Raw genomic sequence first — 23,314 nt, 5'->3', positions numbered from 1 at the left:
CGATAATGGCCGCATCTTGTCCGTTCGACGCTTATAGCGCGTTCAGGGTTTGCCAACAGGGTATGCCGAAATGGCCGAGCAGTTCTGCGCTTTCGCACACCGGCAAGCCGACGACCGCCGAGTAACTGCCATTGAGGCCGGCGACGAATACCGCGCCGAGCCCCTGAATGCCGTAGCCACCCGCCTTGTCCCGGGGTTCGCCGCTGGCCCAGTAGGCGGCGGCTTCTTCGCGGCTGATCGACCGGAACCGCACCAGACTGCGCACCACCCGCGACTCGCAGCGCTCGCCGTCAAGCACGGCAATCGCCGTCAGCACTTCATGCTCCTTGCCGGACAACATCATCAGCATGGCGCATGCGTCGGCTTCGTCCACCGGTTTGCCAAGAATTTTGCCGTCCAGCACCACGGCGGTGTCGGCGCCCAGTACGCAAAACGCTACGTCGCAAACGACGGTGCGCCGCCCGGCCTCGGCCTTGCCGCGCGCCAGGCGCTCGACATAGGCCGATGGGGATTCATTGGCGAGAGGGGTTTCATCGATATCCGCGCTGATGGCGGTAAACGGGATGCCGATCTGCGTGAGCAACTCACGCCGACGCGGCGATCCTGATGCGAGGTAAAGCTTTTTCATCAAGACATCTCCCTGTTTGGTGCCCTGCCTCACAAATGCTGTTCCCTTTGGTCGGCGTCTGTTGTTGCCATACTGCGTTGCCGTTCCTCGCCATAGCACGCTATGACTCGTCACGGCGCCTTGTCTGGCAACGACAGCCACTCGCCCAAAAAGAACTTCATTTGCGAGGCAAGGCACTGGTTTGGGCAAATGCCTGACCGAATCAGTTGATTTTGTAGCGCCGGCGCAATCCACGCAGAGCGAAGCTGACCCATGGCCAGAGCAAGGCACTGACCAGTGCCGGCAGGACCAGCGCGAGGGTCGGCTGACGGTTGCCGGTCAAGGCACTGAGCCAAAGCTGTACGAGCTGGGCGAGGCCGAAGATCACCAGGATCACCAGGCTCTGCTGCCACATCGGGAACATGCGCAGGCGTTGCTGCAATGACAGCACCAGGAACGTGATCAGGGTCAGGATCAAGGCATTCTGACCGAGCAGATCGCCCTGCAGCACGTCTTCGGCCAGTCCCAGACAGAAGGCCGTGACCATGCCGACGGTGTGCGGCAAATACAAAGCCCAGAAGGTCAGGAGCAAAGCCAGCCACAGCGGGCGCAGGATTTCCATGAAAATGGGCAGTGGCGACACACTGAGCAGAATGCCGACAATAAACGTCAGCCAGACAATCCAGCCGTTACGCGATGCGGTAGCCCCGACCATTATTCTTGCCTCCCGGTGGTCGCCGGCGCAGTGACTGGCGGTTTGGCCGCTGGTCGAGCCGCCGGCTGATTCGCCGGTGGTTTGCTGGCCGCTGGTGTGGCTGCAGGCGGTTTGCTTGCAGCGGGTTTGGCCGGCGTGGTGCTGGCGGCAGGCGCAGCCGACGGCGTCGCCGTGGCTGGAGTTGCTGCTGCGGCAGGCGGGGTGACGATTTTCGGCACCGCGGACGGAATCACAGGACCGCCACCAAAGGCATCGAGGTTTTCCTGAGCCTGCGCGGCATCGTTGGCACGTTCTTCGGCGGTGCGGTTGTCACTGAATACCAGCAGCAGGTAACGGCTGCGGTTCAGTGCGGCGGTCGGCACGGCGCGAACAATAGCGAATGGCTGGCCGGAATCGTGGATCACTTCCTTGACCGTCGCCACCGGATAACCGGCCGGGAAACGCTGACCGAGACCGGAGCTGACCAGCAGATCACCTTCCTTGACGTCGGCAGTGTCCGCCACGTGGCGCAACTCCAGACGCTCAGGGTTACCGGTGCCGCTGGCAATCGCCCGCAGACCGTTACGGTTCACCTGCACAGGAATGCTGTGGGTCGAGTCGGTCAGCAGCAACACGCGGGAGGTGTACGGCATCAGTTCGACCACCTGCCCCATCAGGCCGCGAGCATCGAGCACCGGTTGACCGAGCACCACGCCATCACGCTCACCTTTATTGATGATGATGCGATGGGTGAAAGGGTTGGGATCCATGCCGATCAGCTCGGCCACTTCGACCTTCTCGTTGACCAGCGCGGAGGAATTGAGCAACTCGCGCAGACGGACGTTCTGCTCGGTGAGGGCGGCAAGCTTCTGCATGCGACCCTGTAACAGCAGGTTCTCCGACTTGAGTTTTTCATTTTCGGCGACGAGCTCGGTGCGACTGCCGAACTGGCTGGCGATACCTTCCCACAACCGTCCGGGCAGGTCGGTAATCCAGTAGGCGTCCATCAGCACCAGCGAGGCCTGGCTGCGTACGGGTTTAAGCAGGCTGAAGCGCGCGTCAACGACCATCAGCGCGACCGACAGTACGGCCAGCACCAACAAGCGCACGCCCAGTGAGGGGCCCTTGGCGAAAAGCGGTTTAATAAGCCGCTCCTCCCAGGCAAATGTTCTGTTTATTCATACGGCATCAAACCGGCCTGGATGAAGACTGACAGAAGATAAACGCCAACAGGCAGCACTGCAAAGTGCTGCCTGTGCGCTCACCCACGTATTGCACCCGGCGATTATTCGCTGGAGAGCAGGTCCATGGTGTGCTTGTCCATCATTTCCAATGCACGGCCACCGCCGCGAGCGACGCAGGTCAGCGGATCTTCGGCGACGATCACCGGCAGACCGGTTTCCTGAGCCAGCAGCTTGTCGAGGTCACGCAGCAGCGCGCCACCACCGGTCAGCACCAGGCCACGCTCGGCGATGTCGGAAGCCAGTTCCGGCGGCGATTGCTCCAGAGCACTTTTCACGGCCTGAACGATGGTAGCCAGCGACTCTTGCAGAGCTTCCAGCACTTCGTTGGAGTTCAGGGTGAATGCGCGTGGAACGCCTTCGGCCAGGTTGCGACCGCGAACGTCGACTTCGCGAACTTCGCCGCCCGGGTAAGCAGTACCGATTTCCTGCTTGATGCGCTCGGCGGTGGATTCGCCGATCAGGCTGCCGTAGTTGCGACGCACGTAGGTGATGATCGCTTCGTCGAAGCGGTCGCCGCCAACACGTACGGATTCGGCATAGACCACACCGTTCAGGGAGATCAGCGCGATTTCGGTGGTACCACCACCGATATCCACGACCATCGAACCGCGTGCTTCTTCAACCGGCAGACCGGCACCGATCGCAGCCGCCATCGGCTCTTCGATCAGGAACACTTCGCGGGCACCGGCGCCAAGGGCCGATTCACGGATGGCACGACGCTCAACCTGGGTGGACTTGCATGGAACGCAGATCAGCACACGAGGGCTGGGCTGCAGAAAGCTGTTTTCGTGAACCTTGTTAATAAAGTATTGCAGCATCTTTTCGCAGACGCTGAAGTCGGCGATCACGCCGTCCTTCATCGGACGAATGGCAGCAATGTTGCCCGGCGTACGGCCGAGCATGCGCTTGGCCTCGGTGCCGACAGCGACGACACTTTTCTGGTTACCGTGTGTCCGAATGGCCACAACCGATGGCTCATTCAGGACGATACCGCGCTCGCGCACGTAAATAAGGGTGTTGGCAGTGCCCAGGTCAATGGAAAGATCGCTGGAAAACATGCCACGCAGTTTCTTGAACATGGGAAAGGGACCCTAGGCAACGCGTGGGTAAAAAAGTGCGGCAAACTCTAACAACGACAGGGATTTTGGGCAAGGCGCCAATATGTTAAATTGGCCGCTTTTCTGTGCACCAAGCCCCACAATCGCGGCCTTATGACCGTAGAAGTGCGGTAGTGTTCCGACAATCTAACACACGGACGCCGTCCGTCCTGTTTTCCACTGGAGAAACCCGATGGCGCTAGAACGCTCCGACGTGGAAAAAATCGCTCATCTGGCCAGCCTCGGCCTGAATGACGCCGATCTTCCACACATCACTTCGGCCCTCAACAGCATTCTCGGGCTGGTCGACGAAATGCAGGCGGTCAATACCGACGGTATCGAGCCGCTGGCCCACCCGCTGGAAGCCAGTCAGCGCCTGCGCGCCGACGTCGTGACCGAAAGCAATAACCGCGAGGCTTATCAGTCCATCGCACCAGCGGTCGAAAACGGCCTGTACCTGGTTCCGAAAGTCATCGACTAAAGGGAAAGAGCCTGCAATGCATCAATTGACTCTGGCCGAGATCGCCCGCGGTCTCGCCGATAAAAAGTTTTCTTCCGAAGAGCTGACCAAAGTCCTGCTGGCGCGCATTACCCAGCTCGATCCGCAGCTCAACAGTTTCATCAGCCTCACCGAAGAGCTGGCCCTCGAGCAGGCGAAAGCCGCCGACGCGCGCCGGGCCAACGGTGAGAGCGGCGCGTTGCTTGGCGCGCCGATCGCCCACAAAGACCTGTTCTGCACCCAGGGCATCCGCACCAGCTGCGGCTCGAAGATGCTCGACAACTTCAAGGCTCCGTACGACGCCACCGTGGTGTCGAAGCTGGCCGCCGCCGGCACTGTGACCCTGGGCAAGACCAACATGGACGAATTCGCCATGGGTTCGGCCAACGAGTCGAGCTGGTACGGCGCGGTGAAAAACCCGTGGAACCTGGAACACGTACCGGGCGGTTCGTCCGGTGGTTCGGCGGCGGCAGTTGCCGCTCGTCTGCTGCCTGCGGCCACCGCGACCGACACTGGCGGCTCGATCCGTCAGCCGGCTGCATTCACCAACCTCACCGGCCTGAAACCGACCTACGGTCGCGTTTCGCGCTGGGGCATGATCGCTTACGCCTCCAGCCTCGATCAGGGCGGCCCATTGGCTCGCACTGCCGAAGACTGCGCGATTTTGTTGCAAGGTATGGCCGGCTTCGATCCGAACGACTCCACCAGCATCGATGAGCCCGTGCCGGACTACGCCGCCGGTCTGAATGGTTCGCTGCAAGGCCTGCGCATCGGCGTGCCGAAGGAGTACTTCGGCGCCGGTCTCGATCCGCGCATCGCCGACCTGATCCAGAACAGCATCAAAGAGCTGCAGAAGCTCGGTGCCGTGATCAAGGAAATCAGCCTGCCGAACATGCAGCACGCGATTCCTGCGTACTACGTGATCGCTCCGGCAGAGGCCTCCTCCAACCTCTCGCGTTTCGACGGCGTGCGCTTCGGCCACCGCTGCGAAGACCCGAAGAACCTGGAAGACCTGTACAAGCGCTCCCGTGGCGAAGGCTTCGGGCCTGAAGTGCAGCGCCGGATCATGGTCGGTGCCTACGCGCTGTCCGCCGGTTACTACGACGCCTACTACCTGAAAGCGCAGAAGATCCGTCGCCTGGTGAAGAACGACTTCATGACCGCATTTAATGAAGTCGACATCATCCTCGGCCCGACCACGCCAAACCCGGCCTGGAAACTCGGCGCCAAGAACAGCGACCCAGTCGCTGCCTACCTGGAAGACGTCTACACCATCACCGCCAACCTCGCGGGCCTGCCGGGCCTGTCGATGCCGGCCGGTTTCGTCGACGGTCTGCCGGTCGGCGTGCAACTGCTCGCTCCGTATTTCCAGGAAGGCCGTTTGCTCAACGTTGCGCACCAGTATCAGTTGAACACTGACTGGCACACCCGCACCCCAACCGGCTTCTGAGGAGACACACATGCAATGGGAAGTCGTGATCGGGCTGGAGATTCACACCCAGCTCACCACCCGGTCGAAAATCTTTTCCGGTAGTTCCACCACGTTCGGCTCCGAGCCGAACACCCAGGCCAGCCTGATCGACCTGGGCATGCCCGGCGTGTTGCCAGTGCTGAACCAGGAAGCGGTGCGCATGGCGGTGATGTTCGGTCTGGCGATTGACGCCGAGATCGGTCAGCACAACGTGTTCGCACGTAAAAACTATTTCTACCCGGATCTGCCGAAGGGCTACCAGATCAGCCAGATGGAATTGCCGATCGTCGGCAAGGGCCACCTGGACATCGCTCTGGAAGACGGCACGGTCAAACGCGTCGGCATCACCCGCGCGCACCTGGAAGAAGACGCCGGCAAGAGCCTGCACGAAGAATTCAGCGGTGCCACCGGCATCGACCTGAACCGTGCCGGCACGCCGCTGCTGGAAATCGTGTCCGAGCCGGACATGCGTAGCGCCAAGGAAGCCGTGGCCTACGTCAAGGCGATCCACGCGCTGGTACGTTACCTGGGCATCTGCGACGGCAACATGGCCGAAGGTTCGCTGCGTTGCGACTGCAACGTGTCGATCCGTCCGAAAGGCCAGGTTGAATTCGGCACCCGCTGCGAGATCAAGAACGTCAACTCGTTCCGCTTCATCGAGAAGGCGATCAACTCCGAGATCCAGCGTCAGATCGACCTGATCGAAGACGGCGGCAAAGTGATCCAGCAGACCCGTCTGTACGATCCGAACAAGGACGAAACCCGTCCGATGCGCAGCAAGGAGGAAGCCAACGACTACCGTTACTTCCCCGATCCGGACCTGCTGCCGGTGGTCATCGAGGATTCGTTCCTCAATGACGTGCGCGCCACCCTGCCGGAACTGCCACCGCAGAAGCGCGAGCGTTTCCAGAGTGCGTTCGGTCTATCGGCCTATGACGCCAACGTGCTGGCCACCAGCCGTGAGCAGGCGGACTACTTCGAGAAGGTCGCAGCCATCGGCGGTGACGCCAAACTGGCGGCGAACTGGGTGATGGTCGAGTTGGGCAGCCTGCTCAACAAGCAGAACCTGGACATCGAGGATTCGCCGGTTTCGGCCGAGCAACTGGGCGGCATGCTGCAGCGCATCAAGGACAACACCATCTCCGGCAAGATCGCCAAGGTGGTGTTCGAAGCAATGGCCAACGACGAAGGCAGCGCAGACGAGATCATCGAAAAGCGCGGCCTGAAGCAGGTTACCGACACCGGCGCGATCTCGGCGGTACTGGACGAAATGCTCGCGGCCAACGCCGAGCAGGTCGAGCAATACCGTGCGGCAGACGAAGCCAAGCGCGGCAAGATGTTCGGCTTCTTCGTCGGTCAGGCCATGAAAGCCTCCAAAGGCAAGGCCAACCCGCAGCAAGTGAACGAACTGCTGAAAAGCAAGCTCGAAGGCTGACGATGGCCCAGCGCCCGAGGATCATTCCCACGCTCTGCGAGGGAATGCCGCCTCGGACGCTCCGCGTCCATTGCGGTGTGACGCAGAGCGTCACGGGGTGCATTCCCACGCCGGAGCGTGGGAACGATCACTTGGGAGCTTTTGAATGAAACGTCTGCTCGGCGCCTGCGCCCTGCTCTCTTTGCTGGCCGGTTGCGCCAGCACCGACACCATCGACCCGCACGGTTACGACCAGACCGGCGTCGCCTCCTATTACGGTGCCAAGCACCACGGTAAACGCACCGCCAGCGGCGAAGCGTTCAACCAGAATTCCCTGACCGCCGCCCACCGCCAGCTGCCGTTCGGCACGCGGGTGAAGGTCACCAACCTGAAAAACGATGAATCCGTCGTGGTCCGCATCAACGACCGTGGCCCGCACACCCGTGGCCGCCTGATCGATGTTTCACGTGCGGCGGCCGAACAGCTCGGTATGCTGCGCAGTGGAACCGCCCGGGTCAGGATCCAGGCCCTCGACGACTGATGGAGCGTCCACCATTTTCGGACTGACCGACTTACCTCTGATCAGCGTGATCGAATTGCTCAGCGGGCTGTTCCTGCTGATCGCCGGCGCCGAGCTGATGGTGCGCGCCGCCGTGCGCCTGGCCGCGCGCCTGCATGTACGACCGCTGATCATCGGCCTGACCATCGTCGCCCTTGGCAGCAGCGCCCCGCAAATGGCCGTCAGCCTGCAAGCCGTGCAGGCACACACGCCGGACATCGCCGTCAGCAGCGTGATCGGCAGCAGCATTTTCAACATTCTCGTCACCCTCGGCCTGTCGGCGCTGATCATTCCGCTGCGGGTGTCGCGGCAACTGGTGCGCCTCGACATTCCGTTGATGATCGGCGCCAGCCTGCTGGTGTTCGTGCTGGCGTGGAATGAAGAACTCGGGCGCTTCGACGGTATTCTGCTGCTCGGTGCACTGGCGCTTTACCTCGGATTGTTGCTGCGCCAGTCGCGGCACTCGACCCGACCGCATTCCGATCAACCCCACGATCCTCAGGCGCCGTGGTTCACCAGCCTGCTGATGATTGTCGGCGGTCTGGGCATGCTGGTGTTTGCCGGGCACTTGTTGCTGGGTGCAGCCGTGGTCGTCGCCACTGACCTGGGATTCTCTGAACGGGTGATCGGCCTGACCGTGGTCGCGGTCGGCACCTCGCTGCCGGAACTGGCTACATCGTTGATCGCCGCGCTGCGCGGTCAGCGGGACATTGCGGTCGGCAACGTGATCGGCGCCAACCTGTTCAACCTGCTCGGGGTGCTGGGCCTCACCGCGCTGATCGCACCGACGCCGCTGTCGGTCTCGCCAAACGCACTGGATTTCGACCTGCCGGTGATGCTCGGCGTCGCTGCGCTGTGCCTGCCGGTGTTCTATTCCGGTTATCGCGTGACCCGGGCCGAAGGTTTGCTGCTGTTGGGTTTGTATCTGGCGTACGGGCTGCACGTGGTGTCGTTCACCACCGGCATGCCACTGGCCGGCAAACTCGAGCGATTGATGCTGTTTTATGTGCTGCCGACGCTGCTGACGTTTCTGTTTTTCACGTCCGTGCGCGCCTGGCGCCGCCAACACCACAAGAGGGATGTGCCATGACCGAATCGAAGAAATCCGGGGTTGAAGTCCGCCGTCAGGTAATGGGCGACGCGTTTGTCGACCGCGCGCTGGGCAACGCCACCGAGTTCACTCAACCGTTGCAGGATTTCGTCAACGAACACGCCTGGGGCGGCGTGTGGAATCGCGAAGGTTTGCCGCTGAAAACCCGCAGCCTGATCACCCTCGCCGCGCTGACAGCACTGAAGTGCCCGCAGGAATTGAAGGGCCACGTGCGCGGCGCGTTGAACAACGGCTGCACCGTTGAAGAGATCCGCGAAGCGCTGCTGCATTGCGCGGTGTATGCCGGCGTGCCGGCGGCGATCGATGCGTTTCGTGCGGCGCAGGAAGTGATCGACACCTACCAAAAACCTGAGTAACCGTCGCCCTCAGATCCACCCGCCCCACTGCAGGAAGAAGATCCCGATGTTGGTGGTGATCGCCGCCATCAACGTGGTCAGCACGATGATCGCCGCTGCCAGTTCATGATTGCCCTGGGCCGCACGGGCCATGACAAAACTGGCGGCGGCAGTCGGGCTGCCGAAGTACAGAAACAGAATCCCCAGCTCCGCCCCGCGAAAGCCCCACAGCCATGCGCCCAGCGTGGCGATCACCGGCAGACCGATCATCTTCACCAGACTCGAACTGAGCGCCATGTTGCCGCTCTTGCGCAGTGCCGCCAGCGACAGCGTGCCGCCAATGCAGATCAGGGCCAGCGGCAACGTGGTTTGCGCCAGGTACTGGCCGGAGGTTTCCAGCCAGCCCGGCAGACCGATCTTGAAATACGCAAACGGCGCTGCCGCGATCACGCTGATGATCAGCGGATTGCTGACCACGCTTTTGCAGATGCTCCACGGATCGGACTTGATTACCGGGCTGTACACCGCCAGCACGATGGTCGACAGGGTGTTGTAGAAGAGGATCACCAGCGCCGCGAGAATTGCCCCGAGGGAAATTCCGTAGTCGCCATACATGCTCGCCGCCAGCGCCAGGCCGATCACCCCGTTGTTGCCGCGAAACGCACCTTGGGTGTAGATGCCGCGATCTTCACGCGGACAACGGAAAATCGCCCAGCCCCAGGCCAGGGCAAAACTGGCCAGCGTGGCGAGGGCGAAGTAGATCAGCAGCGCCGGTTGCAGCGCGGCGTGCAGGTCGGCATGCAGGATGCCGAGAAACAGCAGCGCCGGCATGGTGACGTTGAACACCAGCGACGAGGCCGTGTGGATGAAGTTGTCGTTGATCCAGTCGATGCGCTTGAGCAGCACACCGAGAAACAGCATGGCAAACACCGGCGCGGTGATGTTCAGGGTTTCGAGGAAAATTGCCAGCATGCCGGGGAGCCTTGGAGGTGAGCGTCGTTAGGGGGCTAATGATAAGCCACTTTCACCCCGTTCGTTCCCACGCTATGCGTGGGAACGATCAACATACTCAGGTGATAGGCGCCGGATTGAACAACGTAATGTCGTTATGCAGCTTGTGTTTCTCCGCCCACGTCTGCTGCTTGCCGCTCGCCACATCCAGGTAGTAGTGGAACAACTCCCAGCCCAACTCCTCAATGGACGCGCGCCCGGTAGCAATCCGCCCGGCATCGATGTCGATCAGATCCGGCCAGCGCTGCGCCAGCTCCGTACGGGTCGAAACCTTCACCACCGGCGCCATGGCCAGACCATAAGGCGTACCACGACCAGTAGTGAAGACGTGCAGGTTCATCCCCGCCGCCAGTTGCAACGTACCGCAGACAAAATCACTCGCCGGCGTCGCACAGAAAATCAAACCCTTCTGCTTGAAACGCTCCCCCGGGCCGAGCACACCGCTGATCGCGCTGCTGCCGGACTTCACGATCGAGCCCAGCGACTTCTCGACAATGTTCGACAACCCGCCCTTCTTGTTGCCCGGCGTGGTGTTGGCGCTGCGATCCGCTTCACCCTTGGCCAGGTAACGGTCGTACCAGTCCATCTCGCGCACCAGTTCCTCGGCAACGGTTTTGGTCTGGGCCCGTGAGGTCAGCAGGTAGATCGCGTCGCGCACTTCGGTGACCTCGGAAAACATCACCGTCGCCCCCGCCCGCAACAGCAAATCCGAGGCGTAACCCAGCGCCGGGTTGGCGGTGATGCCGGAAAACGCATCGCTGCCGCCGCACTGCATACCGAGGATCAACTCGGACGCCGGCACGGTTTCCCGGCGGCGCTGGTCGAGTTTCTTCAGGCGGACTTCGGCCAGTTCCATGATCTGCTCGATCATCTCGGTGAAACCGTGACTGGAATCCTGCAAGCGATACAGCCACGGCTCGCTCAGATCTACAGAAGCGTCGTCCTCGTGCATCACCTGCCCAGCCTGCAATTTCTCGCAACCCAGACTGATCACCAGCGCCTCGCCACCGAGGTTCGGGTTGCGCGCCAGATTGCGCACGGTGCGGATCGGGATGTAGGCGTCGGTGGCCGTGATGGCCACGCCGCAACCGTAACTGTGAGTCAGCGCCACCACGTCATCGACGTGCGGGTACTTCGGCAACAGTTCGTCCTTGATCCGCTTCACTGCGTGATCCAGCACCCCGGTGACGCATTGCACGGTGGTGGTGATCCCGAGGATGTTGCGCGTGCCGACGGTGCCGTCGGCGTTGCGATAACCCTCGAACGTGAAGCCTTCCAGCGGTGTCTGCGCGGCCGGCACATCGGTGGACAGCGGCAGGCTGTCCAGCGGCGGCGCGGTCGGCATGCGCAGTTGATCTTCCTTGACCCAACTGCCACGGGGAATCGGCTGCAACGCGTAGCCAATGATCTGGCCGTAGCGAATCACCGTACCACCCTCGGGGATGTCCACGAGGCTGACCTTGTGACTCTGCGGCACAAAATCCACCGTCACCAGGCCATCGGCAAATGCGGTGCCGGCCGGAACGCCCTGGTCATTGACCACAACCACTACGTTGTCCCGCTCGTGCAGGCGGATGTAGCGCGGCGAGTCGGAATGTTCAATCAACTGCATGACGCCGCTCCTCAGGAATGCGCTTGAGACAATTTACCAGCCGCTTCGGAACCACCGTTGGTTGGCGGCTCTTTCAGGACCACACGCTTGATCGGGCCGACGATCACCAGATAGCTGAACACCGCCACCAGCGCGTTGGCGCCGACGAACACCAGTGCCCATTTGAACGAACCGGTGGAGCTGATGATGTAGCCGATGACGATCGGGGTGGTGATCGACGCGATGTTGCCGAAGGTGTTGAACAGGCCGCCACTCAGACCGGCGATCTGTTTCGGCGAGGTGTCGGACACCACCGCCCAGCCCAGCGCGCCCACGCCTTTGCCGAAGAACGCCAGGGCCATGAAGCCGACCACCATCCATTCAACGTCGACATAGTTGCAAGCCACGATGCTGCTCGAAACCAGCAGACCGGCAATGATCGGCGCCTTGCGGGCGAAGGTCAGCGAATGGCCCTTGCGCAGCAGGTAATCGGAAATCACCCCGCCGAGGACGCCACCGATAAAGCCGCAGATCGCCGGCAACGAGGCAATGAAACCGGCCTTGAGGATGGTCATGCCGCGCTCTTGCACCAGGTACACCGGGAACCAGGTCAGGAAGAAATAGGTGATGCCGTTGATGCAGTACTGGCCCAGGTACACGCCGAGCATCATGCGATTGGTCAGCAGTTGGCGGATGTAATCCCATTTCGGACCGTCAGCCTTTTTGCCTTGTTTCTGGTCCATGTCGACCATGCCGCCGTTGTCGGCGATGAACTTCACTTCCGCTTCGTTGGCCATCGGGTGTTGGCGCGGGCTGTGGATAACCTTCAGCCAGACCAGCGAGAACACGATGCCGAGCAGGCCCATGACGATGAACACGTGCTCCCAGCCAAAGGTGTAAACGATCCAGCCCATCAGCGGTGCGAACAGCACGGTCGCGAAGTATTGCGCCGAGTTGAAGATCGCCGAAGCCGTACCGCGTTCAGCCGTCGGGAACCAGGCCGCCACAATGCGCGCGTTGCCGGGGAACGATGGCGCCTCGGCCAGACCCACGAGGAAGCGCAGCATGAAAAGCGCGACGATGGCCGTGGACATGCCGAACTCACCGACGAAGCCTTGCAGCACGGTGAACAGCGACCAGGTGAAGATGCTCAGGGCATAGACTTTTTTCGAGCCGAAACGATCGAGCAGCCAGCCGCCGGGAATTTGCCCGGCCACGTAGGCCCAACCGAATGCAGAGAAGATGTAGCCGAGGGTGACCGCGTCGATGCCGAGGTCTTTTTGCAAACTGGAACCGGCGATCGCGATGGTGGCGCGGTCGGCGTAGTTGATCGTGGTCACCAGGAACAACATGAGCAGGATCAAATAGCGGACGTGAGTCGGCTTGGACGATTGCATGTAGATGTACTCCCACTGATTATTTTTATGCGGGTAAAACATTCTTTGGTCTTGTGCCGCGCAGGGCCTCAGGCGAAGGCCCGGCGCGGGTGCAGCGATTTACGAACCGATGTAGCTGGTCTTCACGACCGTGTAGAACTCTTGCGCATAGCGGCCTTGCTCACGTGAGCCATAGGATGAACCCTTACGGCCACCGAACGGAACGTGGTAATCGACACCGGCGGTCGGCAGGTTGACCATCACCATCCCGGCCTGGGAATGACGCTTGAAGTGGTTGGCGTACTTCAGCGATGTGGTGGCGATACCCGCCGACAGACCGAATTCGGTGTCGTTGGCCATGGCCAGTGCAGCCTCGTAATCGGCTACGCGGACGATGTTGGCCACCGGGCCGAAGATCTCTTCGCGGCTGATGCGCATCGACGCTTCGCTGTCGGCAAACAGGGTCGGCGCGAGGAAGTAACCCTCGGTGTCGCAGGTCACCAGACCACCGCCGCTGACCACACGCGCACCTTCGGACTGACCGATGTCGATGTATTTCAGGTCCTGTTCAAGCTGCGCCTGCGAGACCACCGGACCGATGTCGGTGCCGGCCTTCAGCGCGTGGCCGACCTTGATCGACTTCATGCGCTCGGCCATCGCTTCGACGAACTTGTCGTGAATCCCGGCGGTGACGATCAAGCGGCTCGACGCGGTGCAACGCTGGCCGGTGGAGTAGAACGCGCTCTGCACCGACAGCTCGACCGCCTGCTTGAGGTCGGCGTCGTCGAGAATGATCTGCGGGTTCTTGCCGCCCATTTCCAGCTGAACCTTGGCCTGGCGCGACACGCAGTTGACGGCGATCTGACGCCCCACACCGACGGAGCCGGTGAAGCTGATGCCGTCGACTTTCGGGCTGTTGACCAGCGCTTCACCGACCACGCGACCGCTGCCCATCACCAGGTTGAACACGCCGGCCGGGAAGCCTGCGCGGGAGATGATTTCGGCCAGCGCCCAGGCGCAACCCGGCACCAGATCCGCCGGTTTCAACACCACGCAGTTGCCGTAGGCCAGGGCCGGGGCGATTTTCCACGACGGAATCGCAATCGGGAAATTCCACGGGGTGATCAGACCGACCACGCCGAGGGCTTCGCGGGTGACTTCGACGTTGACGCCCGGGCGCACCGACGGCACGTAGTCGCCGGACAGACGCAGGCATTCACCGGCGAAGAACTTGAAGATGTTGCCGGCGCGGGTCACTTCGCCAATGGCTTCGGGCAGGGTCTTGCCCTCTTCCCGGGCCAGCAGGGTGCCGAGTTCTTCGCGGCGGGCGAGGATTTCAGTGCCGACTTTATCGAGCGAGTCGTGACGGGCCTGAATGCCCGAGGTCGACCACGCCGGGAACGCGGCGCGAGCGGCGTCGATGGCGGCGTTGACCTGAGCCAGGTCAGCCTTGGCGTAATCGCCGATGGTGTCGCTCAGCTCGGACGGGTTGATGTTGACCGAGTAATCGTTGCCGGCGACCCATTCACCGTTGATGTAGTTGTCATAGCGCTTGGTCACGAATCATTCTCCTGACGCAAAAGGCCGCTGATTGCTCAGCGGCCTTGTTTATAGAGTTGTGTTACTGCGCACCTTGCTTGTCGATCAGCGCGGCGAGCATTTCGTACTCTTCGCGGGTCAGGTCGGTCAGCGGCGCCCGCACCGGGCCTGCGTCATAGCCGGCGATTTTGGCGCCTGCCTTGACGATGCTCACGGCGTAACCGGCCTTGCGGTTGCGGATGTCCAGGTACGGCAGGAAGAAGTCGTCGATGATCTTGCCGACGGTGGCGTGATCTTCGCGGGCAATCGCGTGGTAGAAGTCCATCGCGGTTTTCGGGATGAAGTTGAACACCGCCGAGGAGTAGACCGGCACGCCCAGGGCCTTGTAGGCAGCAGCGTAGACTTCGGCGGTCGGCAGACCACCGAGGTAGCTGAAGCGATCACCGAGGCGACGACGGATCGACACCATCAGCTCGATATCGCCCAGACCGTCCTTGTAACCGATCAGGTTCGGGCAGCGCTCGGCCAGACGTTCCAGCAGCGGCGCGGTCAGGCGGCAGACGTTGCGGTTGTAGACCACCACGCCGATGTTGACCGATTTGCACACCGCTTCAACGTGGGCGGCAACGCCGTCCTGGCTGGCTTCGGTCAGGTAGTGCGGCAGCAGCAACAGGCCTTTGGCGCCCAGACGCTCGGCTTCCTGAGCGTATTCGATGGCCTGGCGGGTCGAACCACCGACACCGGCGAGGATCGGCACGCTGCTGGCGCAGGTGTCGACGGCAGTCTTGATGATTTCCGAGTATTCGCTGGCAGCCAGGGAGAAGAATTCACCGGTGCCACCGGCGGCGAACAGGGCTGAAGCACCGTACGGGGCCAGCCATTCCAGGCGTTTGATGTAGCCAGCGCGGTTGAAATCGCCCTGGGCATTGAAATCGGTCACCGGGAACGACAGCAGGCCGGCGGAGAGGATGGACTTCAGTTCTTGTGGATTCATTATTCGAACACCCTGGTAGCAACGTTTTTTTGTGAGTGGACCGTTCAGCCTTCGCCGAAGTTGTAGGTCATCGTACAACTTAAAAGATAACCGTCAACTGCATTTCATCGTCTTCGCCTCCTCCTGCGTGGGAGTCTGCTTACCTTGACGTAGGAAACTTCTGGGCTAGGCTGCCGATTACTGTATATAAATACAGTTAAATATTTTTGCGAATGGCATATCAAGGAGCAAGAAATGTCAGATCCACAAAACGATCCACAACAACCGCCGATCCCGCTCATTGCCCGCTTCGAGGAGTTGTTTAGCGAAACGGGGATCGAGATCGAGGGCGAACAGTCTCATCTCGTATTGCTGGCAACCGACTCGCACATCGAGCCCCCGCCCCCCACTCCGCGTAAACCAAGAGCAAGCAAAGGGATCGGGCTGTATTACGAAATACTTGAACACACGGCCATCGGCGACAATGTGCTCCTGCGTCTGGACGCAACAACGCCACCAAGACCGGCCAGCAAGATTCCCCTGCATCTGCCCAATGGGTTGGCACTGACCTATGGTCAGATATTGGGCTTGGGTGGCGATTTCTATGGAATTCCCGAGCAACCGATCTGCGACGGTGCGACAACCGCCGAGCGCCTTAAGCGCTTTACTGCTGCGTTCAATTCAATGGCGACCGCACCTGCCGCGAAAGCCGAAGTCGACAAGATCCTCGAGGTGGCAAAGCAAGAAGCTGCGGCGGTCGAACAAGCCATCAGCGAGGGCAGACCCGCCCATGAGGCGTACGAGAAACTGGGTGATACGTTGTCCGAAGAGTGGAATAAAATCACCGGCGGCGGAAGTCTTGTCTCCGCCCTGTTTCCACTGGGTCGCTATCTGAAACTGGCGGCCAACAATCCCGACCATTTTGGTGAATGGGCAAAACGCGCCTATATCGCCGGCCACTCGGCAGCACTCAAGCAGGCCGTCGCCGCCCACGGCACGCAGGACACCGCGGCTCTGGAACTGGCCTACGCCATGAATGCCTTCGCCGATCATTTCCTCACCGACCTTTTCGCCTCAGGTCACCTGCGCGTTCCGCGCCGTGAGCTGGCTGCGGTGGTGACACCCGGCGATCTGGGTTCGCTGATTTCTCGTTTCATGCACGACGAAGACAACCAGTTTGGCCTCAAGGTGCGCAACAGTCTGGGCGAGCACTGGCGCACTTTTGGCGACAAACGCTACTTCGACCTCATTCCTGACGAAGAACAGTTCGCCAACCAATCCCATGTCAAACAGGCTACCCAAGCCTCCGCCGACGAAGTGTTCGACGCCTACCTCATTGGCAAACGCCGTGATGAGCCTGACTTCGCCGCGCTGAAGCACCTGCCGGATCTCGACGATGTGCACAAAGTGGAGAACAACTTCTCGCCACTGTTCCGCCTTCAAGGCAACAAAGTCCTGCGGCGCAAGGACGTCAACAACCTCAACGACACCGCCACCGTCGACGACTGGTGGGGCTGGAGCACTTACCTGCTGCTCAAGGACTATCACCCGACCGGCAACACGAATTAAGGAGCGATTCGATGACGATCAAATTGAAAGTGGAACTGGCTTCCGGCCAATCGTTGAAAGGTGCGCCGCTGCAATTGCTGCGCGACGGCGTGGCCATCGCCCGGGCGTCGGTGGATGCTCAGGGCCAGGCAACGTTCGACGTCAGGCCCGGCCCGGGAAAACTGGCGGTCAGGGTGGATCGTTCGATTCTGCCCAAGAGCTGAAATGCCCGGACAAGATTGCCCCGGCGCGCCTCACCGATTCGCCGGGTAAAGTGCGACGACTGCCGCGAAGGATCGCGGCAGATCTTTCAAGGAGAACGAAGCATGACGTTTGCCGCTGCACACCTTCCGCAATTCCCCGACCACGCCAGCGACTCGATCATCCTGCGGCTGTCGACTCTGGATGACGACTTGATCGTTCGTGTGCCCGACGGGCAGAACACACCGCCGAACTGGGATGTGTATCCGATCCTCGGTGACGATCCTGAAGAGCCTGAATGGCAGGGTTTGTCGGAGCCGACCGGCGTCTGGGATGACGCACTGGATGACATGGTCGGCATGACCGGGATCGAACTGAGCATCCCGAGATTCGAGCTGGAAAAGTACCTGAACAGTACCGTTGAGTTGCGCTACAAGTTTGCTGATGAGGCCAGTCTGGAGCCGTGTTCGGAACCGCTGAAACTCTACATCGAAGCCTGATTTCTCAGCCCTGCGCCTGCGCCTCTTCATGGGCCTGACGCAGCCGTTCGCGGCTGTTGGTCAAGTGCAGGCGCATGGCCGCGCGGGCGGCGTCGGAATCCTGGCGGGCGATGGCCTCGTAGATTTCCTCGTGCTCGCGGCTCAGGCGATTCATGTAGTGCTGCTGATCGTCATGGGCCAGGCGCGCCGAGTTCAGGCGCGTGCGCGGAATGATGCTGGTGCCCAGATGGGTCATGATGTCGGTGAAGTAACGGTTGCCGGTGGACAACGCGATTTGCAGGTGGAACTGGAAGTCCGACGCCACCGCATCGCTGGCGTGGGCCACACTTTCGTTCAGTGCATCGAGGGCGGCGCGCATGGCGGCTAGTTGTTCGGCGCTGCGGCGTTGCGCGGCGAGACCTGCGGACTCTACTTCGAGGCTGATCCGGAATTCGAGAATCGCCAGCACATCACGCAGTGTGACCACGGTGGCCGGGTCGATCCGGAAACCGCTCGGGCTTGGCGTATCGAGCACGAAAGTGCCGATGCCGTGGCGGGTTTCAACCTGACCTGCGGCCTGTAGCCGGGAGATCGCCTCGCGCACCACGGTGCGGCTGACGCCATGGGCTTCCATGATCGCCGACTCGGTGGGCAACTTGTCGCCACGCTTGAGCAGACCGTCGCGGATCTGCTCGGTCAGCACCGTCACCAGTTCCTGAGCCAGGCTGCGGCGCTTGCGAGGGAGGCGCGGGGTGTCGATCGGGTTTTCCATGGTCTGCGTTTGTCTCGAAAAATCGGCTTGAAGGGCATCATAGCGCAAGCGGGTTGTACGATCACTGTCCTCTGTGGGAGCGAACTCCCACAAAGTCAGAGCCTGTCAGGCCGTTACGGTCTGCTCGACCAGATGCCCGCCATCGATCCGCACATGCCGTGGATGGAAGCGTTTGAGGCTGCTGCGATGGCCGACGCTGACGATGCTCAGGCCCGGCAACTGGTCGATCAGCGCCTGATACAGCGTGGCCTCGTCTTCTTCATCCATCGCCGACGTCGCTTCGTCCATGTACAGCCATTGCGGTGCATAGAGCAGCGCGCGGGCGAAGGCCAGACGTTGCTGTTCTCCCGGCGAGAGCATGCGCTGCCAGTGATTGGCCTCGTCCAGTCGAGCCACCAGATGCGGCAAACGGCAGGTTTCCAGCACTTGTGCATAACGCTCAGGCGCGTAGGTGTCGCCCGGTTGTGGATAACTCAAGGCGTCGCGCAGGGTACCGATCGGCAGATACGGTTTCTGTGGCAGGAACAGATAACGCGAAGCGGGCAATCGAATGCTGCCGTGCCCCGCCGGCCACAAATGGCCCATCGCCCGCAGCAGCGTGGATTTACCGCTGCCGGAACGACCACTGAGCATCACGCGGTCGCCCTGCTCCACGGTCATGTCGGCGCTGGTCAGCAGATGACGACCGTCGGCCAGATCGAGGCCCAGGTTATGAACTTTCAGCTCATTGCCCTGATTCTGCACATCGATGGCCGGTGCACGTTCTTCGTTGTCGGTCATCGCCTGGCGGAAGCTCAGCAGACGATCACACGTGGCGCGCCACGCAGCGAGATCCGAATACGCGTTGATGAACCAGCTGAAGTTCTCCTGCACGTTGCCGAATGCCGAGTTGATCTGCATCAGCTCACCCAGTTCGATCTTGCCGGTCAGGTAACGCGGGGCCGCAACGATGAACGGGAAGATGATTGCGATCTGGCCGTAACCCGAGGTGAAGAACGTCAGGCGCTTGGACACCCGCATGATGTCCCAGAAGTTGTGCCAGACCAGACCGAAGCGGTTGCTCAGGCGACGATTTTCGTTCGGTTCGCCGTTGTACAGCGCAATGCTTTCGGCGTTCTCACGCACCCGCACCATGGAGAAACGCAGGTCGGCTTCGAAGCGTTGTTGTTGGTTGTTCAGGCCGATCAGGCGTCGACCGATCAGGTGCGTCAGCCAGCTGCCGACCGCCGCATACAGCAGCGCACACCAGAACATGTAGCCGGGAATCTCGATGCCGAACACCTCGATGCTGCCGGAGACACCCCACAGAATGATCGAGAACGACACCAGGCTGACCACCGTGCGGATCAGGCCCAACGCGAGACTCAAGGTGTTGCTGGTGAAGGTATTGAGGTCTTCGGAAATCCGCTGGTCAGGGTTGTCGGTGTAGCCGCCCTGCTCCAGCTGGTAATAGTTTTTGTGCCCGAGCCAGCGCTTGAAATGGTTCTCGGTGAGCCATGCCCGCCAACGGATGGTCAGCATCTGCGTCAGGTACAGGCGATACACGGCGCCGAGGATCGCCACCGCCGCAATACCGCAGAAATACAGGATCAGCTGCCAGAACGCCGCCTCGTCTTTCTTTTGCAGGGCGTTATAGAAATCCTTGTACCAACTGTTGATCCACACCGAGATCGCCACGCTGAACAACGTCAGCGCGATCACGGCAATCAGCAACGTCCAGGCCTTGCCCTTCTCTTCGCTGCGCCAGTAAGGCGTGGTCATGGCCCACACCTTGCGAAAAAACTGCCCGCGCACAGTATCGTTGACCGCGGAATATTCAGCGTTCTGATTCATGGAAAAGGCTCGATAAAGAAAAGAACAGACACGCACCGATCATAGATGATCGGTGCGCTTTATCGCGAGGGCTGGCGATGGTCGTTCAGCGCAGGTTCAGCGACGAACCGGGCGCTTCTGCAGTTTGCGCTGCAGGGTGCGGCGGTGCATGCCCAGGGCGCGGGCAGTGGCGGAGATGTTGCCTTCGTGCTCGGTCAGCACGCGCTGAATGTGTTCCCATTGCAGGCGATCCACCGACATCGGGTTTTCCGGCACCAGGCTGTCGAGGTCAGCGTGTTCGGACAGCAGCGCTGCCAGCACATCGTCGGCGTCGGCCGGTTTGCACAGGTAATTGCAGGCGCCGCGCTTGATCGCTTCGACTGCGGTGGCAATGCTCGAGTAACCGGTGAGGATCACCACGCGCATTTCCGGGTCCAGCTCCAGCAGTTTCGGCAGCAGGACCAGACCGGAGTCGCCGTCCATTTTCAGGTCCAGCGCGGCATAGTCCGGCAGATCGGCCTGGGCGATAGTCAGGCCTTCCTCGGCGGAACCGGCGGTGCTGACGCGGAAACCACGGCGGGCCATGGCGCGGGCCATCACCCGGGTGAAGGTCGCGTCGTCATCGACCAGCAGCAAATGCGGCAGTTCTTCGCCTTCGACTTGGATTTCGTCACTCATGTTGCTCTCCTCGGGCGCCGTGGGGCAGGCGCAGCTCGGTGAGCGTGCCGCCTTCCTCATGACTATAGAGTTTCACTGAGCCGCCGGCGCGTGTCACGCTGGCCTTGCTCAAAAACAGGCCCAGGCCGAAACCTTTGCCCTTGGTGGTAAAAAACGGTTTGCCGATCTGCTCGGCGATGGCCAGCGGTACACCGGCGCCATGATCGCGAATGCTGATGGTCAGGTCTTCGGCCGTCCAGTCCAGGGTCACCTGAAGGTTTTCCGGGCAGGCGTCGGCGGCGTTGTTCAACAGATTCAACAAGGCCTGGGTCAGATCCGGCGGCGGCGCCACACGTGGCAACGGGCCCTGGCCCAGACGCTGGAAGCGGTAACTGGCCTCCGGGCGCATCAGGTGCCAGCGATTGAGCGCTTCGTCGAGCCACTCGGTGACGTCCTGCATCTCCACCGCCATCCGGCGATTGGCTTCAGCGGCGCGCACCAGTTGTTGCAGGGTCTCCTTGCAGAGCTTCACCTGATCCTTCAGCACCTTCAGGTCTTCCTGAAGCATCGGGTCGTGATGATCCTGCTGCATTTCATTGAGCAACACGCTCATGGTCGCCAGCGGCGTGCCCAATTCATGAGCGGCACCGGCGGCCTGAGTCGCGACGGCCAGCAATTGCTGATCGCGCAGGCCTTCTTCCCGACGGATCGCACGCAATTCCTCCTGCCGGCGCAGCTCTTCAGCCATACGCGCGGCGAAGAAGGTAATCACCGCCGCCGCCAGCGCGAAGCTCAGCCACATGCCGTAGATCTGCAGGTTCTCCCGGGCAACCGGCAGGGTTTCCAGCGGGTAGAAATGCGTCAGCATCAGCGTGTACAAGGCCAGCGCGATGCCCGACAGCACCACCGAATAACGCCATGGCAGCGTCACCGCAGCGATGGTCAGCGGCACCAGATAATACGAAACGAACGGGTTGGTCGAACCACCGGAGAAATACAGCAAGGCACTGTGGATAACCAGATCGCAGGCCAGTTGCAGCGCGTATTCGAGCTCGGTAACCGGCCACGAAGTACGCAGACGCACGGCGGTGAACACACACAGCAGGATCGAACAGCCGAGGGTCATCACCAGTTGCACCCACGGCAACGGCAACAGATCCAGCCAGTAAGCCAGGCCCACGGAACCGGCCTGCGCGGCGAGCACCAGGGTGCGGATGAAAGTCAGCCGCCAGAGGTTCTGGCGAGTGGCGGAAGTCAGTTGTACGGGGGCGAGCATGAGCTCTCCTGATGAGCGCTCCAGGCGGATCGCACGGAGTATAACCAAGGCGCGGGCTTGAGAGGCGAAAGTGCGGCAAACGACCACATGGCGCAAAGTTTTTCTGCGGCTATAAGGGCCCCTTCGCGAGCTTGCTCGCGATTGGTTGCGCAGTTGCTACCAGCCATCTGTATAGAAGTTGTAACTGGGCGAACCGGATCATAAAAGCTAGAGTCTGATGGTTTCACGCAGGCCCCCGAACCATCACCTGCGCCCTCATCAAGGAGCTTTCATGCACACATTTCGCCGCAGCGCCGCCCTTCTCGCCCTGACCGTCGGCAGCATCGCCAGCCTTCCGGCCCTGGCCGCCGATGAGCTGCACTACAACCAGATTTCCCTGCGCGCCGAAGTCAGCCAGGAAGTGGCCCGCGACCTGATGATCGTGACTCTCTACACCGAAGAACAAAACACCGACCCGGCCAAACTTGCTGCCGACGTCAGCACCACCATGAACAAGGCACTGGCCCAGGCCAAGCAAGTCAAAGACATCACCCTGCGCCAGGGCAGCCGCAACAGCTACCCGATCTACGACACCAAGGGCCAGAAAATCACTGGCTGGCGCGAACGCGCCGAACTGCGCCTGGAAAGCGCCGACTTCGCCGCCCTGTCCAAACTCACCGGCGAACTGCTGACCGACCTGAAAATGGGCGGCATGGACTTCGCCATCGCCGACCCGACCCGCAAGGCCAGCGAAGACAAGCTGCTGAAAGAAGCCGTCACCGCCTTCAAGGCCCGCGCCCAACTGGCCACCGACGCCCTGGGCGGCAAGGGCTACAAGATCGTCAACCTGAACCTCAACAGCAACGGTTTCCCGCAACCGTACATGCGCGCCCCGATGATGATGAAAGCCGCCGGCATGGACGCAGCACCGGTCACGCCTGAAGTCGAAGCCGGCACCAGCCAGGTCAGCCTGACGGCGGATGGCTCGATTGAAGTATTGATGCAGTGATTGAGTAACGGCTGAATGAAAAACCGGCGATCAGTGATGATCGCCGGTTTTTTTATGCCC

Annotated in this window: 23 protein-coding genes; 10 read left to right on the top strand and 13 right to left on the bottom strand. The window is 61.2% G+C overall.

The genetic code is table 11. The features are described 5' to 3' along the window. Positions 1 to 31: 31 nt before the first annotated feature. The 4 genes from AC1RT4_RS21070 to mreB all read right to left on the bottom strand — a co-directional run bounded on the left by AC1RT4_RS21070 (position 32) and on the right by mreB (position 3,624). Complete coding sequence (locus tag AC1RT4_RS21070) at positions 32 to 628, bottom strand: Maf family protein (protein WP_493087594.1); 597 nt, start codon at positions 626 to 628, stop codon at positions 32 to 34. A gap of 202 nt (positions 629 to 830) precedes the next feature. Then, positions 831 to 1,322 (bottom strand): rod shape-determining protein MreD, encoded by a 492-nt coding sequence (mreD, locus tag AC1RT4_RS21065; RefSeq protein WP_064593386.1) that lies wholly within the window; start codon positions 1,320 to 1,322, stop codon positions 831 to 833. Further along, positions 1,322 to 2,446 (bottom strand): rod shape-determining protein MreC, encoded by a 1,125-nt coding sequence (mreC, locus tag AC1RT4_RS21060; RefSeq protein WP_493087760.1) that lies wholly within the window; start codon positions 2,444 to 2,446, stop codon positions 1,322 to 1,324. The genes mreD and mreC overlap by 1 nt, the downstream gene beginning before the upstream one ends. A gap of 140 nt (positions 2,447 to 2,586) precedes the next feature. Beyond that, the gene (gene mreB, locus AC1RT4_RS21055) at positions 2,587 to 3,624 is read right to left on the bottom strand and encodes a rod shape-determining protein MreB (protein WP_002555108.1); all 1,038 of its coding nucleotides are present in this window, start codon (positions 3,622 to 3,624) and stop codon (positions 2,587 to 2,589) included. A gap of 211 nt (positions 3,625 to 3,835) precedes the next feature. Here mreB and gatC point away from each other — a divergent pair, with 211 nt between their 5' ends. From gatC to AC1RT4_RS21025, 6 genes are all read left to right on the top strand, one after another. Continuing rightward, complete coding sequence (gatC, locus tag AC1RT4_RS21050; RefSeq protein WP_007953612.1) at positions 3,836 to 4,123, top strand: Asp-tRNA(Asn)/Glu-tRNA(Gln) amidotransferase subunit GatC; 288 nt, start codon at positions 3,836 to 3,838, stop codon at positions 4,121 to 4,123. 16 nt (positions 4,124 to 4,139) lie between these two features. Beyond that, positions 4,140 to 5,591: an Asp-tRNA(Asn)/Glu-tRNA(Gln) amidotransferase subunit GatA gene (gatA, locus tag AC1RT4_RS21045; protein WP_192563526.1), complete on the top strand. Its 1,452-nt coding sequence runs from the start codon at positions 4,140 to 4,142 to the stop codon at positions 5,589 to 5,591. Positions 5,592 to 5,601: 10 nt separating this feature from the next. Beyond that, the gene (gatB, locus tag AC1RT4_RS21040) at positions 5,602 to 7,047 is read left to right on the top strand and encodes an Asp-tRNA(Asn)/Glu-tRNA(Gln) amidotransferase subunit GatB (RefSeq protein WP_493087591.1); all 1,446 of its coding nucleotides are present in this window, start codon (positions 5,602 to 5,604) and stop codon (positions 7,045 to 7,047) included. A 145-nt stretch (positions 7,048 to 7,192) separates the two neighbouring features. Further along, positions 7,193 to 7,567, top strand: coding sequence for a septal ring lytic transglycosylase RlpA family protein (locus tag AC1RT4_RS21035; RefSeq protein ID WP_085685701.1), 375 nt, complete (start codon positions 7,193 to 7,195; stop codon positions 7,565 to 7,567). A 46-nt stretch (positions 7,568 to 7,613) separates the two neighbouring features. Then, positions 7,614 to 8,675, top strand: a complete 1,062-nt coding sequence (locus AC1RT4_RS21030) for a calcium/sodium antiporter (RefSeq protein ID WP_085746915.1) — start codon at positions 7,614 to 7,616, stop codon at positions 8,673 to 8,675. After that, positions 8,672 to 9,052, top strand: coding sequence for a carboxymuconolactone decarboxylase family protein (locus AC1RT4_RS21025; protein WP_493087588.1), 381 nt, complete (start codon positions 8,672 to 8,674; stop codon positions 9,050 to 9,052). Before AC1RT4_RS21030 ends, AC1RT4_RS21025 begins: the two co-directional genes overlap by 4 nt. A gap of 9 nt (positions 9,053 to 9,061) precedes the next feature. Here the strand turns inward: AC1RT4_RS21025 and AC1RT4_RS21020 are convergent, their stop codons facing one another. From AC1RT4_RS21020 to kdgD, 5 genes are all read right to left on the bottom strand, one after another. Continuing rightward, positions 9,062 to 10,003 (bottom strand): AEC family transporter, encoded by a 942-nt coding sequence (locus AC1RT4_RS21020; RefSeq protein WP_179692640.1) that lies wholly within the window; start codon positions 10,001 to 10,003, stop codon positions 9,062 to 9,064. Between the two features lie 97 nt (positions 10,004 to 10,100). Further along, the gene (gene garD / locus AC1RT4_RS21015; RefSeq protein ID WP_493087586.1) at positions 10,101 to 11,654 is read right to left on the bottom strand and encodes a galactarate dehydratase; all 1,554 of its coding nucleotides are present in this window, start codon (positions 11,652 to 11,654) and stop codon (positions 10,101 to 10,103) included. Positions 11,655 to 11,665: 11 nt separating this feature from the next. Continuing rightward, positions 11,666 to 13,030: an MFS transporter gene (locus AC1RT4_RS21010; RefSeq protein WP_127796921.1), complete on the bottom strand. Its 1,365-nt coding sequence runs from the start codon at positions 13,028 to 13,030 to the stop codon at positions 11,666 to 11,668. 99 nt (positions 13,031 to 13,129) lie between these two features. After that, a complete protein-coding gene (locus AC1RT4_RS21005; protein ID WP_007953623.1) occupies positions 13,130 to 14,569 on the bottom strand; it encodes an aldehyde dehydrogenase family protein in 1,440 nt (479 codons plus the stop codon). A gap of 61 nt (positions 14,570 to 14,630) precedes the next feature. After that, positions 14,631 to 15,542 (bottom strand): 5-dehydro-4-deoxyglucarate dehydratase, encoded by a 912-nt coding sequence (gene kdgD / locus AC1RT4_RS21000; RefSeq protein WP_007953624.1) that lies wholly within the window; start codon positions 15,540 to 15,542, stop codon positions 14,631 to 14,633. A gap of 234 nt (positions 15,543 to 15,776) precedes the next feature. On the opposite strand from kdgD, the gene AC1RT4_RS20995 reads away from it, so the two are divergent. The 3 genes from AC1RT4_RS20995 (at position 15,777) to AC1RT4_RS20985 (ending at position 17,770) form a co-directional block, all read left to right on the top strand. Next, complete coding sequence (locus tag AC1RT4_RS20995) at positions 15,777 to 17,090, top strand: phospholipase (RefSeq protein ID WP_493087583.1); 1,314 nt, start codon at positions 15,777 to 15,779, stop codon at positions 17,088 to 17,090. Between the two features lie 11 nt (positions 17,091 to 17,101). Then, positions 17,102 to 17,293: a hypothetical protein gene (locus AC1RT4_RS20990; RefSeq protein WP_493087581.1), complete on the top strand. Its 192-nt coding sequence runs from the start codon at positions 17,102 to 17,104 to the stop codon at positions 17,291 to 17,293. 102 nt (positions 17,294 to 17,395) lie between these two features. Continuing rightward, entirely contained in the window at positions 17,396 to 17,770 is a 375-nt protein-coding gene (locus tag AC1RT4_RS20985) for a hypothetical protein (protein ID WP_493087579.1), read from the top strand. A gap of 4 nt (positions 17,771 to 17,774) precedes the next feature. Here the strand turns inward: AC1RT4_RS20985 and AC1RT4_RS20980 are convergent, their stop codons facing one another. The 4 genes from AC1RT4_RS20980 to AC1RT4_RS20965 all read right to left on the bottom strand — a co-directional run bounded on the left by AC1RT4_RS20980 (position 17,775) and on the right by AC1RT4_RS20965 (position 22,266). Beyond that, entirely contained in the window at positions 17,775 to 18,521 is a 747-nt protein-coding gene (locus AC1RT4_RS20980) for a FadR/GntR family transcriptional regulator (RefSeq protein ID WP_007953639.1), read from the bottom strand. Between the two features lie 105 nt (positions 18,522 to 18,626). Further along, positions 18,627 to 20,354: an ABC transporter ATP-binding protein/permease gene (locus AC1RT4_RS20975; protein ID WP_493087577.1), complete on the bottom strand. Its 1,728-nt coding sequence runs from the start codon at positions 20,352 to 20,354 to the stop codon at positions 18,627 to 18,629. Positions 20,355 to 20,450: 96 nt separating this feature from the next. Then, positions 20,451 to 21,011 (bottom strand): response regulator transcription factor, encoded by a 561-nt coding sequence (locus AC1RT4_RS20970; protein WP_003221630.1) that lies wholly within the window; start codon positions 21,009 to 21,011, stop codon positions 20,451 to 20,453. Further along, the gene (locus AC1RT4_RS20965) at positions 21,004 to 22,266 is read right to left on the bottom strand and encodes an ATP-binding protein (RefSeq protein WP_011332442.1); all 1,263 of its coding nucleotides are present in this window, start codon (positions 22,264 to 22,266) and stop codon (positions 21,004 to 21,006) included. Before AC1RT4_RS20965 ends, AC1RT4_RS20970 begins: the two co-directional genes overlap by 8 nt. Before the next feature lie 271 nt (positions 22,267 to 22,537). On the opposite strand from AC1RT4_RS20965, the gene AC1RT4_RS20960 reads away from it, so the two are divergent. Beyond that, positions 22,538 to 23,254, top strand: a complete 717-nt coding sequence (locus AC1RT4_RS20960; RefSeq protein WP_085608062.1) for an SIMPL domain-containing protein — start codon at positions 22,538 to 22,540, stop codon at positions 23,252 to 23,254. The last annotated feature ends 60 nt before the right edge of the window (positions 23,255 to 23,314 follow it).

The sequence above is a fragment of the Pseudomonas sp. GW821-FHT11D10 genome, from assembly GCF_058808435.1.
Note: the sequence above shows the minus strand (reverse complement) of the source record. Positions and strands in the feature narration are given on the sequence as shown.